12 protein-coding genes, 1 tRNA gene and 4 pseudogenes are annotated in these 15,132 nt (G+C 47.5%); 13 read left to right on the top strand and 4 right to left on the bottom strand.

The genetic code is table 11. From position 1 onward, the window contains the following. Window positions 1–11: 11 nt before the first annotated feature. From QUE23_RS09145 to fliY, 12 genes and pseudogenes are all read left to right on the top strand, one after another. A pseudogene (locus QUE23_RS09145) lies at window positions 12–661 on the top strand (IS607 family transposase). Next, window positions 636–1,951, top strand: a pseudogene (locus tag QUE23_RS09140) (RNA-guided endonuclease InsQ/TnpB family protein). The pseudogenes QUE23_RS09145 and QUE23_RS09140 overlap by 26 nt, the downstream one beginning before the upstream one ends. Next, window positions 1,930–2,925: a methyl-accepting chemotaxis protein gene (locus QUE23_RS09135; RefSeq protein WP_286348686.1), complete on the top strand. Its 996-nt coding sequence runs from the start codon at window positions 1,930–1,932 to the stop codon at window positions 2,923–2,925. The pseudogene QUE23_RS09140 and the gene QUE23_RS09135 overlap by 22 nt, the downstream one beginning before the upstream one ends. 56 nt (window positions 2,926–2,981) lie before the next feature. Continuing rightward, window positions 2,982–3,470 (top strand): type II 3-dehydroquinate dehydratase, encoded by a 489-nt coding sequence (gene aroQ / locus QUE23_RS09130; protein WP_286348685.1) that lies wholly within the window; start codon window positions 2,982–2,984, stop codon window positions 3,468–3,470. Window positions 3,471–3,472: 2 nt separating this feature from the next. Then, window positions 3,473–4,489: an aminopeptidase P family protein gene (locus tag QUE23_RS09125; protein ID WP_286348684.1), complete on the top strand. Its 1,017-nt coding sequence runs from the start codon at window positions 3,473–3,475 to the stop codon at window positions 4,487–4,489. Window positions 4,490–4,496: 7 nt separating this feature from the next. Next, the gene (folK, locus tag QUE23_RS09120; RefSeq protein WP_286348683.1) at window positions 4,497–4,979 is read left to right on the top strand and encodes a 2-amino-4-hydroxy-6-hydroxymethyldihydropteridine diphosphokinase; all 483 of its coding nucleotides are present in this window, start codon (window positions 4,497–4,499) and stop codon (window positions 4,977–4,979) included. Continuing rightward, the gene (flhF, locus tag QUE23_RS09115) at window positions 4,976–6,325 is read left to right on the top strand and encodes a flagellar biosynthesis GTPase FlhF (RefSeq protein ID WP_286349458.1); all 1,350 of its coding nucleotides are present in this window, start codon (window positions 4,976–4,978) and stop codon (window positions 6,323–6,325) included. The genes folK and flhF overlap by 4 nt, the downstream gene beginning before the upstream one ends. After that, window positions 6,322–7,194 carry a P-loop NTPase gene (locus QUE23_RS09110; protein ID WP_286348682.1) on the top strand — a complete coding sequence of 291 codons (873 nt, stop codon included), beginning with the start codon at window positions 6,322–6,324 and terminating at the stop codon, window positions 7,192–7,194. The genes flhF and QUE23_RS09110 overlap by 4 nt, the downstream gene beginning before the upstream one ends. An 8-nt stretch (window positions 7,195–7,202) precedes the next feature. Further along, entirely contained in the window at window positions 7,203–7,514 is a 312-nt protein-coding gene (locus QUE23_RS09105) for a hypothetical protein (protein WP_286348681.1), read from the top strand. A 3-nt stretch (window positions 7,515–7,517) separates the two neighbouring features. After that, the gene (locus tag QUE23_RS09100) at window positions 7,518–8,213 is read left to right on the top strand and encodes an RNA polymerase sigma factor FliA (protein WP_286348680.1); all 696 of its coding nucleotides are present in this window, start codon (window positions 7,518–7,520) and stop codon (window positions 8,211–8,213) included. After that, a pseudogene (gene fliM / locus QUE23_RS09095) lies at window positions 8,206–9,262 on the top strand (flagellar motor switch protein FliM). Before QUE23_RS09100 ends, fliM begins: the two are co-directional and overlap by 8 nt. Further along, the gene (gene fliY / locus QUE23_RS09090) at window positions 9,262–10,140 is read left to right on the top strand and encodes a flagellar motor switch protein FliY (protein ID WP_286349457.1); all 879 of its coding nucleotides are present in this window, start codon (window positions 9,262–9,264) and stop codon (window positions 10,138–10,140) included. Before fliM ends, fliY begins: the two are co-directional and overlap by 1 nt. Here fliY and dnaJ read toward each other — a convergent pair. The 3 genes and pseudogenes from dnaJ to gatA form a co-directional block, all read right to left on the bottom strand. Then, window positions 10,137–11,255 (bottom strand): annotated as a pseudogene (gene dnaJ, locus QUE23_RS09085) (molecular chaperone DnaJ). The gene fliY and the pseudogene dnaJ overlap by 4 nt on opposite strands. 51 nt (window positions 11,256–11,306) lie before the next feature. Beyond that, complete coding sequence (gene guaB, locus QUE23_RS09080) at window positions 11,307–12,752, bottom strand: IMP dehydrogenase (protein ID WP_286348679.1); 1,446 nt, start codon at window positions 12,750–12,752, stop codon at window positions 11,307–11,309. Continuing rightward, window positions 12,743–14,116: an Asp-tRNA(Asn)/Glu-tRNA(Gln) amidotransferase subunit GatA gene (gene gatA, locus QUE23_RS09075; RefSeq protein WP_286348678.1), complete on the bottom strand. Its 1,374-nt coding sequence runs from the start codon at window positions 14,114–14,116 to the stop codon at window positions 12,743–12,745. Before gatA ends, guaB begins: the two co-directional genes overlap by 10 nt. A gap of 94 nt (window positions 14,117–14,210) precedes the next feature. On the opposite strand from gatA, the gene QUE23_RS09070 reads away from it, so the two are divergent. After that, window positions 14,211–14,969 (top strand): TSUP family transporter, encoded by a 759-nt coding sequence (locus QUE23_RS09070; protein ID WP_286348677.1) that lies wholly within the window; start codon window positions 14,211–14,213, stop codon window positions 14,967–14,969. Window positions 14,970–14,976: 7 nt separating this feature from the next. Here QUE23_RS09070 and QUE23_RS09065 read toward each other — a convergent pair. Beyond that, window positions 14,977–15,052: transfer RNA gene (locus QUE23_RS09065), tRNA-Phe, on the bottom strand. Between the last annotated feature and the right edge of the window lie 80 nt (window positions 15,053–15,132).

Raw genomic sequence — 15,132 nt, 5'->3', positions numbered from 1 at the left:
ACCATGTTGGCATGAGTAATTTACTATCCATAGGTCAAGCAAGCAAGGTTTTAGGTGTCAGTATCCAAACCCTAAGAAATTGGGAGAAAAAGGCTTACTTAAACCCGATAACTACACAAAAGGTGGGGAGCGGAGATACAAGCTAGAGAGCCTTAAAAATATCAACAAAAACATTGTTTTTCATAACGATAACCGCAAGACTATTGCCTATGCCCGTGTTTCTAGTGCCGACCAAAAAGAGGATTTAATCCGCCAAGTGCAGGTTTTGGAGCTGTATTGTTCGAAACTGGGCTTTAATTACGAAGTGATACAGGACTTAGGCTCTGGGATGAATTATTACAAAAAGGGCTTAACCAAACTTCTTGACCTTATCCTAGAGAGCCAAGTAAAAAGGCTTGTTTTGACCCATAAAGACCGCTTATTGCGTTTTGGTGCGGAGCTGGTGTTTGCCATTTGTGAGGCTAAAGGTGTGGAGGTGATTATCATTAATCAAGGCGATGAGAATATCCGCTTCGAGGAGGAGTTAGCTAAAGATGTGTTGGAAATTATCACAGTATTCTCCGCTAGGCTTTATGGAGCACGCTCCAAGAAAAACAAACAGCTTTTAGAACAAATGCAGGCGGTGGTAGAGGACAATGTTACAACTGACCCACAAGATTGAATTAAACCCTAACAACAAGGCAAAGACCCATTTTAAAAAGCCTTTGGGTGTGCTCGATTAGCCTATAATTGGGGACTAGCCAAGTGGAAGGAAAACTACGAAAAGGGCATTAAATCTAACCACCTTGCCCTAAAGAAAGAGTTTAACGCTCTTAAAAAAACGAATTATCCCTTTGTCTATGAGGTTACAAAATATGCCACCGCACAGCCTTTTACGCATTTAAACCTAGCGTTTCAAAAATTCTTTAAAGACCTAAAGCTTGGCAAATTGAGCTACCCCCGTTTTAAGCGCAAAAGAGAACATCAAGGCAGTTTCTACATTGGGGGCGACCAAATAAAAATCATTCAAGGTGGCACAAAAGACTATCTAAAAATCCCTAATTTGCCTAAAATTAAAATGACAGAGAGACTAAGATTGCAAGGTAAAATCAATGGGGCGACCATTACACAAAAGGGGGCTAAATTCTTTGTTTCCATTCAAATCAACACCACACAAGAGGAGTTTAACCGCACGCATAAGCCCATTAAGAGTAATAGCACTCTAGGTGTGGATACAGGCATTAAAGCGTTTGCTAGTCTATCTAATGGCTTACAAATCCAAGCACCTAAGCCCTTAAATAGGCTAACAAGACGGCTCAAAAGATTTAGCAGGCAAGTTTCTAAAAAGCAACACCCGAAAACCAAAGGCGACAAGACTAGAAAATCCGCTAATTATCTTAAAGCCACTTTACGCCTAAACCGCTTACACGCACGCATTGCCAATATCCGCACTGACTTTTTACACAAGCTCAGCACCGCTCTAATAAGGCACGCCAAAGTCCTGTGTATGGAGAGTTTGAAAGTGTCTAACATGCTCAAAAACTCTAAACTAGCCAAAGCCCTTAGCGATGTCAGCATCTCTGCTTTTAACACGCTCTTAGAGTATAAAGCCAAATGCTATGACAGAGAGATTAAGCGAGCCGATGCCTTTTATCCTAGCTCTAAAACTTGCTCTGGATGTGGCAATGTCAAAAAGGATTTAACGCTTAGTGATAGAGTGTATCATTGTGGGGCGTGTGGTATGGCGGTGGATAGAGATTTTAACGCCAGTGTTAATCTAGTGAAGCATTTAGTAGGTGGAGTTCCCACCGAATTTACGCCTGCGGACATGACGGCTCTATTAAGTTGTTTTGCAAAGAATGGCTTAGTAACCAGCATGGTGGAAACAGGAATACAACAAAAACCGCAATCTTTAAAATTTTTTCTATTGATAGGATTTTATAGGATTTTATGCGGTTTTATAGGTTTGTAAGAACGGCAGAACCCGCCCAAATCCGTAAAGTGGTCGCCACCATCGCTAAAGGGGATTTATCCAAAAGCGTGCAGACCCGTTTTAAAAAAAGTGCTCTCGATGCAATCAGTGAAATGCAAAGCTCTATGGTACATATCATCAAGCAAATCAGCCAATCCTCTAGCGACATCTCCCAGAAGTCATTGTTGGTTTCGGATTTGTCTAAGGTTTCTATGGATAACGCTAACATGCAGGAGAACATGACCACTCAACTCATCGCCAACATGCAAGAGATCCAAAACAGCATTCAAAATGTGGAGGCGATCGTGGAGCAGACAGAGGCCAACTCCACGCAGAGTGTGGAGCTGAGCAAAAAAGGCAAAGAGGCGATGAAGGACATGGCAGCGGGGATTTCTCGAATCACCAGCGGGGTGGAGAGCTCGGCTACACAAATCCAGTCTTTAGATCAGCACGCCCAAAACATCGGGCACAGCACGGAGCTCATCCAGGGCATCGCCGATCAAACCAACTTGCTGGCCCTCAATGCCGCCATTGAGGCCGCCCGCGCAGGCGAGCACGGGCGTGGGTTTGCAGTGGTGGCCGATGAGATCCGTAAACTTGCCGAGCACACGGGCGAGGCCAAAGAGATCAACCACATCATCCAGCTCATCCAAGAAGAAACTAAAAAATCTGTAGCCAGCATGGAAAATATGGTGGTGGAGGTGCGTGATGGGCAAAAGCATGTGGACGAGGCAGTGAAGGCACTAGAGACGATCTACGACAAGGCGGCAAACTCTTTGGAGGACACCAAAAAGGTCGTAACACACTCCCACAGCCAGCACAGCCAAATTGAAGACATCGCTAAAAAGATTCACCAAATCGCCCAAATGGCGGCACAGGTTTCTGAATCCATGGTGAGCAACACCAAAGAGGTGGGTGTGCTAGAAGAAACCGCCCAAAACTTACAAAAACTTGTGCATAATTTCACACTTTAGGCAAAGCGTGGGGCGGTTTATGCTATAATCAAACTCTTATTTTGAAAGGAGTTTTTATGAAAATTCTTGTGATTCAGGGGCCTAATTTGAACATGTTGGGGCATAGAGACCCTAGGCTGTATGGCCCTGTAACGTTGGAGCAAATCCACGAAAACATGGAAAATTTTGCCAAACAAAATGAGCTGGAGTTGGAGTTCTTCCAAAGCAATTTTGAGGGAGAAATCATCGACAGAATCCAAGAGTGCGTGGGTAGTGATGTAGAGGGAATCATCATTAACCCCGGGGCGTTCTCCCACACTTCTATTGCCATCGCCGATGCGATCATGCTCGCTGACATGCCCGTGATTGAAGTGCATTTGACCAATATCTTCGCCCGTGAAGAATTCCGCAAAGTGTCCCACACCGGTGCCGTAAGCGCGGGGGTTATCACCGGCTTTGGGGCGTTTGGCTACCATGTCGCCATGATCGCGATGATGCAGATCTTGGCTGAAATCAAGGCAATCAAAGAAAGCCAAGCCAACCAACAAATTGAGGCAAAAGAGTAAGCTTGGCGCATTTCACCACCGATGAGAACGCCCAGTACTTCGCTTGTGGCTACAGCTGCGACCACGCAATCTTTTTAGAGTTAGAGGACGGGGCGTTTTTCATCACCGATGCCCGCTACACTTTAGAGGCACGCACAAATATTCAAAACGCCGAGGTGGTCGAGGCTAGCGATTTGTGGCAGGCGATGATCGAAAAAGTCCCAAACACGCTTAAAGAGCTTTACTTCGATCCAGCGCAACTAAGCGTGCAAGCCTATGGACGTTTGCAAAGTGCCCTGCCCGATCTTAAGCTAGTTGGACGGGCGGATTACCACCGCAAGCAAAGGATTGTTAAAACCCCCGAGCAAGTGGCTTTACTGAAAAAAGCGCAAGAGCTCAATAAAGGGGCATTTGATGCCTTTGCCAAGTATCTACACACCGCCCACGCGCCCAGCGAACATTTTTTGCAGTTCAAAGTTAAAGAGTTTTTAACCCACAGCGGGGAGTTTAGCCTAAGCTTTGAGCCCATTGTGGCGGTGAATGCCAATGCGGCCAAACCCCACGCCCTACCTTCCAAAGACCCCCTAGCAGAGGGGGATTTGCTCTTGGTGGATGTGGGTTTGAAGTATGAAAGGTATTGCGCTGATTGCACCCGCACGGCGCAGTTTCGTGAAGGCTTTGGCTTTTTTAAAAAGCAGAGCTTTAAAGACAAGGAATTGCAAAAAATTTACGATGTGGTGCGAAAAGCCCAAGAGTTTGCCATTAAAAACTTGAGGGCGGGCATGACGGGCAAAGAGATCGACAGCCTAGCGCGGGGTGTGATTGACAAAGCCGGCTATGGGGCCTACTTTGCCCACAGCACGGGGCATGGGATTGGACTAGACATCCACGAATTGCCCTTCATCTCCCAAAGAAGCGAAACCATCATTGAGGAGGGCATGGTGTTTTCCATTGAGCCGGGGATTTATCTTCCGGGCAAATACGGCGTGCGGATTGAGGATTTAGTGGTCGTGCAAGGCTCAAGGGCTGTTGTGTTGTGAGGGACGCATGCAAACCGTGGTGTACTCCCCCTTTTACCCTAGAAAGTGCAAGCGGGCGTTGCGTTTAAAAAACAGCGTGGTGTGGGGCATAGGCAGCAATGAGGGCGCATCGGGGGTGATTTTAGAAAGGCTGTGGCGTTGGCTCTCTAACAACCGCATGTTTTCGGCTCTGCACTCTTCGCCCCTTTACATCAACCCGCCTTTTGGCTACAAGGCGCAAAACGACTTTTACAACGCCACGCTTGTTTTCACGACCCGCTGGAGCTTAAACCAACTTTTTGGACTTTTGTTTTATTTAGAACGCCGTTTTGGGCGTGCTAGACAAAGAGCCTTTAAAAACGCACCAAGGACTTTGGACATAGACATGATTTTTTACAACCGTGTGGTTTATAGACAAACCCACTTGAGCGTCCCCCACCCTGAGTGGGCTAAACGCCCTTCTGTCGCCTTACCCTTATTCTTACAAGCCCTGGCGTGGAGGCAGGCGTGAAACTCTACACCTACAGCGGAGAAACCACAGCCGAAGCCCTGAAGCTTGCCCAAAGCGAACACGGGCACAACGCTCTCGTGGTGAAGGCTAAAGAGATTCGCAAGAAAACCTTGACCGAACCCGGGCTTTACGAAGTGGTCGTGGCGGTGGATCAAGAAACCCCACCTAAAACCAACAACATGCAAGAGAAGCTAGACAATGCCCGCAACCCCCCACCTAAGCCTAAACCCGATGAGGGCGTGCAGGTGGATTTGTCTGAGGCCATTAGAGAGATGCGTAAACTCGCCGGCGTGGATCAAAACGCCCCCATCAAACCCGCCACCATCAATGCGTCTAAAGAGTTAGCCAAGATCGCTCAAGACAGCTTGATCGATGCGCAAAAACGCCAGCCCGAAGGCTCTAAAGAGAAGGAGAGAGAAAAAGCCGATGGGGCGGCTTTGCACTCCATCAAGGGCGAGTTAAACAAAATCAACGACAATTTAAAGCTCATCCAAAATATGGTGTGGAGCGAGGAAAAAGAGCAGGGGCTACTCATCCCCCACGAGTTTGCCGAGATTTACCGCTTGGCTAAAAATAGCGGCATGCATAAATCCCATTTAGATGAGATCATGCGCCTAAGTTTGGAGCTCATGCCCGTGAAAATGCGGGAGAACTCGGTAACGGTCAAGCGCTACTTTAGAGAAGTGTTGCGTAAGATGATCTATTGCCGGCACGAGGGGCTGGATTTGAATTGTAAGAAGATTGTCATGTTGGTTGGGCCTACTGGGGTGGGCAAAACCACAACTTTAGCCAAACTCGCCGCCCGTTACTCTAAAATGCTGGATAAAAAATATAAAGTGGGGATTTTAACCCTAGACACCTACCGCATTGGGGCGGTGGAGCAGCTGGTGTGGTATGCCAAGAAAATGAAGATCAGCATTGAAACGGTGATGGATGCGCAAGACTTCAACAAAGAGATGCAGGCTTTAGAGTATTGCGATGTGGTGTTGATCGACACCACGGGACACTCCCAACACGACAGCAAAAAGATTGAGAATTTAAAGAAATTTACAGAAAACGGGTATAAAATCGACACGGCTTTGGTGCTGTCCTTGACAACAAAATACGAGGATTTGACCGACATTTACAACGCCTTTAGCCCTTTAGAGATCGACAGCTTGATCTTCACAAAATTAGATGAAAGCCGGGGGTTTGGAAACTTGTTTTCTTTAGTTTATGAGAGCAAAAAGCCCATCAGCTACCTTTCTATCGGTCAAGAAGTGCCTATGGATTTGCTCGTGGCGAGCAATGACTATTTGGTCGATTGCATGCTCGATGGCTTCACGCACCCGGGGAAACAAGCATGAAACATAACCAAGCCAGCGGTTTAGAACACATCATGGAGCCCCAAAGCATCTTTAACAAGAAGGGCAAGACAAAGTTTGTGGCCATCACTTCGGGCAAGGGGGGTGTGGGTAAATCCACGATCAGCGCTAATTTGGCTTATAGCTTGTTTAAAAGCGGCTACAAGGTGGGGATTTTGGATGCAGACATCGGGCTGGCGAATTTAGACATCATCTTTGGCATTAAAACCACTAAAAATATCTTGCACGCCCTGCGCGGCGAAGTGCATTTTAGCGAGGTGATCTACCCGCTGGAAGAGGGCTTTTATTTGGTGCCCGGGGATAGCGGAGAAGAGATTTTTAAATATGTGAGCCAAGACATTTTAGATAGCTATGTGGATGAAACAAAATTATTAGACGACCTAGATTACATGATCATTGACACAGGAGCGGGCATTGGCGAGTTCACCCAAGCCTTTTTAAGGGCGAGCGATTGCGTGGTGGTGATCACCACCTCTGATCCGGCCGCCATCACCGATGCCTACACGACCATTAAGGTCAATTCTAAAACCAAAGACGATGCCTTTGTGTTGGTGAATATGGTCGATTCGGCCGAGAAGGGACTACAAATTTTTGGGGGAATTCAAAGGGTGGCTAAAGAGAACATCCCCCACATGACCTTAAACTATCTAGGCAATATCCAAAACAGCAACGCCGTGCGCCGTTCGATCAAAGATCGCAAATTGTTGTGCAAGAGCGAGCCTTTCAACGCCTTTTCGTTGTCTATGAACCAAATTGTCAAAATCTTAACCCTAAAACTTGAGCAGGGCGTGATCGAAACCCCTAAGGACAACTTCATTGGGTTTTTCAAACGCTTACTCAAGTATCTGTGAGGTGGTGCATGAAACTGGATAACTTTGTCAATTTTTCCATTGTGGGCGGGTTTTTCATCGGGTTGATCTTGTCTTTACTGAAGTTCGATCAGGCGGAGTATATTTTATTTGGCACTTTGGTGTCCACCGTGGGTTTTTATCTCATTATTCTGCTCTTTGCTTCGGTGTATATGGGTTTCGTTTATCCACGCAAGAAGTTCTTAAACAAGGTAGATTTAGAGCGCAAATTGACCCACTTTAGCAAGGAGTTTATGCAACGTGAAAAAGAGATGGAAGACCTGCTCAATTATGTCCGCAACTATGAGTATAACGAGGGCTAGCCTTTGAGCGCAACGCCTTATTTAGACCAAATCCAAAATTCTCAAGATGAGCTGGCGATCCAATACTTGCCTGCGGTGCGCTCTATGGCGTTTCGCTTAAAAGAACGCTTACCCAGTTCTGTGGATTTCAACGATTTGGTTTCTGTGGGCACTGAGGAGCTCATCAAACTCTCTAGGCGTTACGATGCCGCCTTAAACGACTCGTTTTGGGGCTATGCCAAAACGCGGGTCAATGGGGCGATGTTGGATTATCTGCGCTCTTTAGATGTGGTGTCGCGCTCTTCAAGAAAGCTCATAAAAAGCATTGACGGCGAAGTCACTAAGTATTACAACGAGCATGGGCAAGAACCCGATGATGCCTATTTGGCTGAGGTGCTGGGCGAGGACATCACCAAGATTAGGGACGCTAAAGCCGCCTCCGACATTTACGCCCATGTGCCCATGGACGAGCAGTTCAACGCCATTGAGCAGGACAACATCACCAAGAAATTAGAGTTTGAAGAGCTTTTAAGCGCGATTCAAGCCACGCTAAAGACCATGACCGATCGCGAACAGCTGTTGATTCAGCTCTATTTTTTTGAAGAGCTGAATTTAAGCGAGATCAAGGAGATTTTAGGCATCACTGAGTCGCGTATTTCGCAAATCATTAAGGAAGTGATCAAAAAGGTACGTAAATCTCTAGGAGAGAGCCATGGCTGATATTCTAAGTCAAGAAGAGATCGATGCCCTTTTAGAAGTGGTGGACGAGGGCGACGATGTCAATACTCTGCAAAAGCACGAAATCCTCCCCCAAAAGCAGATCACCCTTTACGACTTCAAACGCCCCAATCGGGTGAGTAAGGAACAGCTGCGTTCTTTTAGAAGTATCCACGACAAAATGGCGCGCAGTCTCTCTAGCCAAGTGTCGGCGATCATGCGCTCCATTGTGGAGATTCAGCTACACAGCGTGGATCAAATGACCTATGGGGAGTTTTTAATGAGCTTGCCTAGCCCCACTAGCTTCAATGTCTTCTCCATGAAACCCGTAGGGGGCAATGGGGTGCTAGAAGTAAATCCCAGCATTGTGTTTCCCATGATTGATCGATTGCTCGGGGGCAAGGGGAGTGCTTACGAGCAAATGCGCGAATTTAGCGACATTGAGCTCAATTTGCTAGACACGATTTTAAAACAAGTCATGCAAATCTTAAAGGACATTTGGACTCCCGTTACTGAGTTTTACCCCACCATCGATGCCAAAGAATCGAGTGCCAATGTGGTGCAAATCGTGGCACAAAATGAAATCGTCATCATGGTGGTGATGGAGATTGTGATCGGGCATTCTAGAGGGATGATGAATTTGTGCTACCCGGTGATCTCCATTGAGGGGATTCTCTCTAAAATGGGCAATCGCGATGTGATGCTCACGGAAACCAGCTCTAAAAAAAGCCGCAATAGAGAGTTGCAAGCCTTAGTGGGGGGGCAAGCGTGGATGTGTCGGCGTTTTTGGGGGGGTACAACTCACTTTAAAAGAAATCCTAGATTTGGTCGTGGGCGACACAATCCGTTTAAACAAAGTGGCGAACGATGTGGTGGTGGTGAACATTGACAAAAAAGAGCGCTACTTAGCCACTGTGGGCTATAAGGGTTACCGCAAAACCATCCAAATTAAAGAAGTGATTCAAACCGAAAAAGACAAAGTCAAAGAAATCCTAGAAGTGCTGGAAAACCAAAGAAAGATCAAAATCGGCAACATTAAGGAAGAAGAATGATCAACGATTTTTTAAAGCTTTTCATACAAGAATTCACGACCACGATCAGCGGCTTGCTAGGCAAAGCCCCCGAAGTGGAATTAAAAAATGAAATCTCCGTGGGGGATTTTATCTTTATAGAACACGCTTCAGTTGCTATCCATGTAACCCCCAACGCAAACTTAACAATCACCCTAGCCATCCCCGTGCCTATGGCCACAGCTTTAGCGGATTTAATGGTTGGGGGGGAGGGGACTTCTAAGGAAACTTTAGAAGCAGACGACTTAGACGCGATCAAAGAGATCGGAGCGAATGTCTTTGGGGCTTTAAGCACCGCTTTAAAATCCCAAGAGACCCTACCAAAACTGGGCTTTGAAACAGAGGGGGCGGTCTTTGCTCACGATGCGTCTTCACTCGATCCTTACAGCGATGGTTATGAATTTGGCTTTAAACTAGACGCGTTGGAGTCGAGTTTCTTTATTTTCTGCGGAGGGGTGTTTATCGAACTCTTTAACAAAAAAGAAGTGGTCCAAAATGTTTCCAAAGGCCGTCCCGCCCCCGCAGCACCCAGTATCCCTGTCGTGCAAAGGACAGAGCGTGCCGATGGCGATCACTCCCTAGAACAGCTTGAGATCCGCAACATCAACATGCTTTTAGACATCAAGCTCAATGTCAAGGTGCGTATCGGACAGAAAAAGATGATCTTAAAGGATGTCGTGTCTATGGATATAGGTAGTGTGGTGGAGCTCAATCAAATGGTCAACGACCCCCTAGAAATTCTCGTGGATGATAAAGTGATCGCCAAGGGGGAAGTGGTGATTGTGGATGGCAACTTTGGCATCCAAATCACCGACATCGGCAGTAAAAAAGAACGTTTGGAACAGCTAAAAAACAGCTAGTCGCCTTTCTTCACAAGGTCTTTGATCCACTGCTTGACCTTGTTGACGCAGGTTTCAAAGGCGTTTTTATAAGGCTCGCTCTCAAATCCAAAACTTTCGTGTAATTGCGTCAAAAGATTTTTTTGTTTGTCTGTGAGTTTTTGGGGATATAAAATTTTCAACACTGCCACTAAATTGCCATAACGCCCCGTGTGGATGTCCCTAATGCCCTCATTTTTAAACACAAATTGTGCTCTGTCATGGGCGTTGGGGGGGATTTGCAATTCCAATTCCTTTTTCAAAGAAGGCACCATGATTTTAGAGCCCAGCGGAATGGAGGTGAAAAACACAGGCACTTCAATGTAAATGTGTGCGCCATCGCGTAAAAAATGCTCGTCCTGCCCCACTATGGCTTCTAAAAACAAATCCCCCCTAACCCCCTTTGGTATTCATTGCCCCGATTAGGCACTCTAATGCGGTTTTTATTGTCAATGCCCTCGGGCACATCTAGCTCAAAGCTCTCTTTTTGCACCTTAAAGCCCTCCCCCTTGCACGCCATGCATTTCTCCACAGCTACTTGCCCGCTCCCCTGACACTTAGAGCAAGTGCTTGCCATCGTCATGAAGCCTTGTTGCACGAAGGTTTGCCCCCGCCCTTGACATGCCTTGCACGGCTGCATTTTATTGTCCTTTGCTCCACTGCCCTGACAATCCACACAAAAGGCCTTATACTCCAAATCCACGCTCTTTTTACAGCCAAAGACCGCCTCTTTAAAGCTTAAATCTAGGGCGACTAATAAATCCCTAGGGATTTTGCTCTGTGGGCGTTTGCTAAAGCCAAAGGCACTGGAAAAGAGCGAATCCTCCCCAAATAAGTCGGCAAAAATGTCGCCCAAATCGCTAAAGCCCCCATTCCCCGCCCCTGCAGGCCTCTTTGCCGTAGCGGTCGTAGACTTGGCGTTTTTGATCATCGCTTAGCACCCCATAAGCCTCGCTGATTTGCTTAAACTTCTCTTCAGCCTCGGGGTTGTCTGGGTTGTAATCGGGGTGGTATTTGCGGGCAAGTTGCTTAAACGCTTTTTTAATGGTTTCCTTGCTCGCTCCTTTATCCACGCCCAAGAGTTCGTAATAATCCACTAAAACACCTCATTGCTTAGTTTAAAAGGGGCTATTTTACCCTAAAATCTTTTAAGCGTGGTAATTTGGGGCTTCTTTGGTGATGTCTACATCATGTACATGCGACTCTTTGAGCCCCGCTGCGGTGATCTCTACAAACTGGGCGTTGGCCGTGAGCGTGGGGATGTCTTTAGCCCCCAAATAGCCCATAGAGGATCTTAGCCCCCCCACAAGCTGGTAAATAATATCTGCGATCTTGCCCCGATAAGGCACACGCCCCTCAATGCCCTCTGGCACTAACTTTTCAGACGCAAGCCCCTCTTGAAAGTAGCGATCTGAACTGCCCCTGGTCATCGCCCCAATGCTGCCCATGCCCCGATAGCTCTTATACTGTCGCCCTTGATAGATCAAGGTGTCCCCGGGGGATTCTTCTGTGCCGGCAATCAAAGAGCCGATCATCACGCAAGATGCCCCCACAGCTAAGGCTTTTGCCACATCGCCGGAGTATTTGATCCCCCCATCGGCAATTAAAGGGACATCGTGCTTTTTGGCTTCTTGATAGCAATTGTCAATGGCACTGATTTGGGGCATGCCCACCCCAGCCACAATGCGGGTCGTGCAAATGCTGCCCGGCCCGATCCCCACTTTCACAGCATCCGCCCCCGCGCTGATTAAATCCCTAGTCGCCTGCGCTGTCACGACATTGCCTACGACCACATCGATGTCTAATTCTTTTTTAAGGGCTTCTAGGGTTTTTGCCACATTGAGCGAGTGCCCGTGTGCACTATCAAGCACCAACACATCTGCCCCCGCTTTGGCTAAAGCCCTTGCGCGATCGAGCTGATTGACCCCAATGGCCGCGCCTACCCTTAAACGCCCCAAATGGTCTTTATTTGCCTGTGGGTATTCGATGCGCTTTTGGATGTCTTTAATGGTGATGAGGCCCTTTAGGGTGTTGTTTGAGTCCACTAGGGGGAGCTTTTCAATGCGGTGTTCGTGCATGATCGCCTGCGCCTCTTCAAAACTCACACCCACGGGGGCGGTGTGTAGGTTTTCTTTGGTCATCACATCGCCCACACGCCGGCTTAAATCTAGCTCGAAACGCAGATCACGGTTGGTTAAAATCCCTATGAGCTTTTTGTTTTGATCCACGACCGGCACGCCTGAAATTTTATAATTGTCGGTGATCGCCTTTGCCTCAGCTAAACTTGCCTCAGCATGGATATAAATGGGGTCGTGGATGATCCCGCTCTCGCTTTTTTTGACCTTTAAAATCTGCTCCACTTGGGTTTTAGTGTCCATGTTCTTGTGGATAATGCCAAGCCCACCTAGTCTTGCCATCGCAATGGCGGTTTTGTATTCGGTTACCGTATCCATCGCCGCGCTCACAAAGGGGATGTTTAAAGAAATGCGGGTGCTAAGCTTAGAATACACGCTGACTTCTTTGGGCAACACTTGTGAGAAAGCAGGCAAAAGCAGGACATCTTCAAAGGTGAGGGCTTTTTGGACTAATTGCATGCCACGCCTTTAAAGGTGAGATTGAGCGCGTTCTCAAGTCCAAAGGCGGCATCTAAAATGCGCTGCTCTTCAAAGGCGGGGGCGACAAATTGCAAGCCCACGGGCAAGCCTTCCACACTCTTAGCTACGGGCAAAGAGATCGCCGGTAAACCGGCTAAATTCACCCCCACCGTGTAAATGTCGCTCAAATACATCTCTAGTGGGCTGGCGTGTGCATTGAACTTAGGCGCAATACAGGGGGCTACGGGGGCTAAGAGAATGTCCACTTCTTCAAAAATTTGGGCATATTGTTGGCGGATAAACGCCCGCGCCTTTTGCGCTTGTTGGTAGTAGGCCTCGTAGTAACCGCTGCTGAGCACAAAGTTGCCAAGCATGATGCGTCTTTTCACCTCAGCCCCAAAACCTTCTGTGCGGCTTTTGGTGTAAATCTCTTTTAAGTTGTTTGCGCTTGCCCTGCGTCCATAGCGCACCCCATCGAAGCGGGCTAAATTAGAGCATGCTTCAGCGGTGCTGATGATGTAGTAAGTGGCGGTGTCAAATTTGCCATTGGCCATTTGTTGGGGGACAATTTCATGCCCCATTTCTTCTAGCAATTTAGTGGTGTCGAAGTAGGCTTTTTGCACGCAAGGGTCGGCATCGTCTAAATAATCTTCAAGCACCCCGATTTTAAAGCGTTTGTTGGCGTCTAAATTTTTAAAGGTGAGTAAGGGGTCTTGCTTGGCACTGGTGGAGTCTTTAGGGTCGTGTCCGCTGATCGCATCTAAGAGCAGGGCGCAATCGGCGACATTTTGTGTGATCGGTCCGATTTGATCCAAACTAGAGCTGTAAGCCACCAACCCATAACGGCTCACCCGCCCATAAGTGGGCTTGAGCCCCACACAGCCGCAATAGCTTGCTGGCTGGCGGATAGAGCCCCCCGTATCGCTGCCTAAGGCAGCTATAGCAAGCCCTCCCGCCACTGCACTTGCACACCCCCCTGAGCTGCCCCCCGCCACGCGGCTTAAATCCCTCGGGTTTTTCACCGCCCCATAGCAGCTAGACTCGCTGGTGCTGCCCATCGCAAACTCGTCCATGTTCGCCACGCCAAAGGCGCACATGCCATTTTTGTGCAAGTTTTCCACCACGCTGGCGTGATAAGGTGCAATGTAGCCTTGTAAAATTTGGCTCGCGCAAGTGATCGCCCACCCCTTAACATTGATGTTGTCCTTAATGAGAATCGGCACGCCTCCCCCGCTTGCCCCATCTGTTTCGGGCGGGCGGATATAGGCGTTTAGCTCGCTTTGCGCCACTTCTTTAGCGATTTGCTTTTTCAACTCTTCTAACTCATTAGGGACCAACCCCATGGCTTGCGTGAGTGTCAGCATTTGATCTCCTGTTTTCATTTATCTTAGCAAATACAGAGTAAAACTTTGTTATAGAAAAATCTAGCTTAGCGAAAACTTTTAGGGGTCATTTTTAGTGTTTTTAGAGTGGTATGTTTATGTCCTTGTGGCTTTAGCGGCTTTTTGTGCGGGATTGGTAGACTCCATCGCCGGGGGTGGGGGGCTCATCACGGTGCCCACGCTCTTAGCTCTTGGCATCCCCCCTCATTTAGCTCTAGCCACGAATAAATTACAAAGCAGCTTTGGGAGTTTCAGTGCTGCGCTCAATTTCTGCTTAAAGGGCATGGTGTCTTTAAAAGAAGTGGCTTTTGGGGTGGCTTGCGTGGTGGTGGGGGCAAGCTGTGGCACAAGCCTGATTTTACACCTAAAGGCGGATTTATTGCGGTTACTCATCCCCCTATTTTTATCGCTCATCTTTATTTATACCTTGCTCTCGCCTAAAATGGGCGAGGGCGATCGCCCCGCAAAACTCAAAGCCCCCCTATTTTACGGCGTTTTTGGCGTGGGGCTGGGCTTTTATGACGGCTTTTTTGGGCCGGGCACGGGATCGTTTTGGACTTTTGCTTTAGTTTCTCTTTTGGGCTTTAATCTCAAAAAAGCCACCGCACACACAAAGGTCTTTAATTTCACAAGCAATGCCATGAGTCTTAGCGTGTTTTTAATCGGGGGGAAAGTTATTTGGGCGGTGGGGCTTTTAATGGGTGTGGGGCAAATGCTGGGGGCATGGATGGGGTCTAATTTGGTGGTGCGTAAAGAAGTCAAATTTATCCGCAAGGTGTTTTTATGCGTGGTGGGGGCGACTATTTTAAAATTGTTTTGGGATTTTCTGCATTGAAAGTGCGTGGTGGCTTGAGGCGGAATCGAACCACCGACACGGAGATTTTCAGTCTCCTGCTCTACCGACTGAGCTATCAAGCCATAAACGCTTATTGTAAACGCTCTTATCTAAAATTTTACTTAAAATGTTATAATAGAGGGATTTTGTGGGCAAAGGTTTT

The organism is Helicobacter felistomachi, from assembly GCF_030296895.1.
In the GTDB taxonomy this organism is placed as follows: domain Bacteria; phylum Campylobacterota; class Campylobacteria; order Campylobacterales; family Helicobacteraceae; genus Helicobacter; species Helicobacter felistomachi.
Note: the sequence above shows the minus strand (reverse complement) of the source record. Positions and strands in the feature narration are given on the sequence as shown.

Bases quoted from the DNA above. Each gene is read 5' to 3' on its own strand.
- aroQ (WP_286348685.1), top strand. From the start codon at position 2,982: ATGAAAATTCTTGTGATTCAGGGGCCTAATTTGAACATGTTGGGGCAT.
- gatA (WP_286348678.1), bottom strand. From the start codon at position 14,116: ATGCTGACACTCACGCAAGCCATGGGGTTGGTCCCTAATGAGTTAGAA.
- QUE23_RS09110 (WP_286348682.1), top strand. From the start codon at position 6,322: ATGAAACATAACCAAGCCAGCGGTTTAGAACACATCATGGAGCCCCAA.
- folK (WP_286348683.1), top strand. From the start codon at position 4,497: ATGCAAACCGTGGTGTACTCCCCCTTTTACCCTAGAAAGTGCAAGCGG.
- QUE23_RS09105 (WP_286348681.1), top strand. From the start codon at position 7,203: ATGAAACTGGATAACTTTGTCAATTTTTCCATTGTGGGCGGGTTTTTC.
- guaB (WP_286348679.1), bottom strand. From the start codon at position 12,752: ATGCAATTAGTCCAAAAAGCCCTCACCTTTGAAGATGTCCTGCTTTTG.
- QUE23_RS09135 (WP_286348686.1), top strand. From the start codon at position 1,930: ATGCGGTTTTATAGGTTTGTAAGAACGGCAGAACCCGCCCAAATCCGT.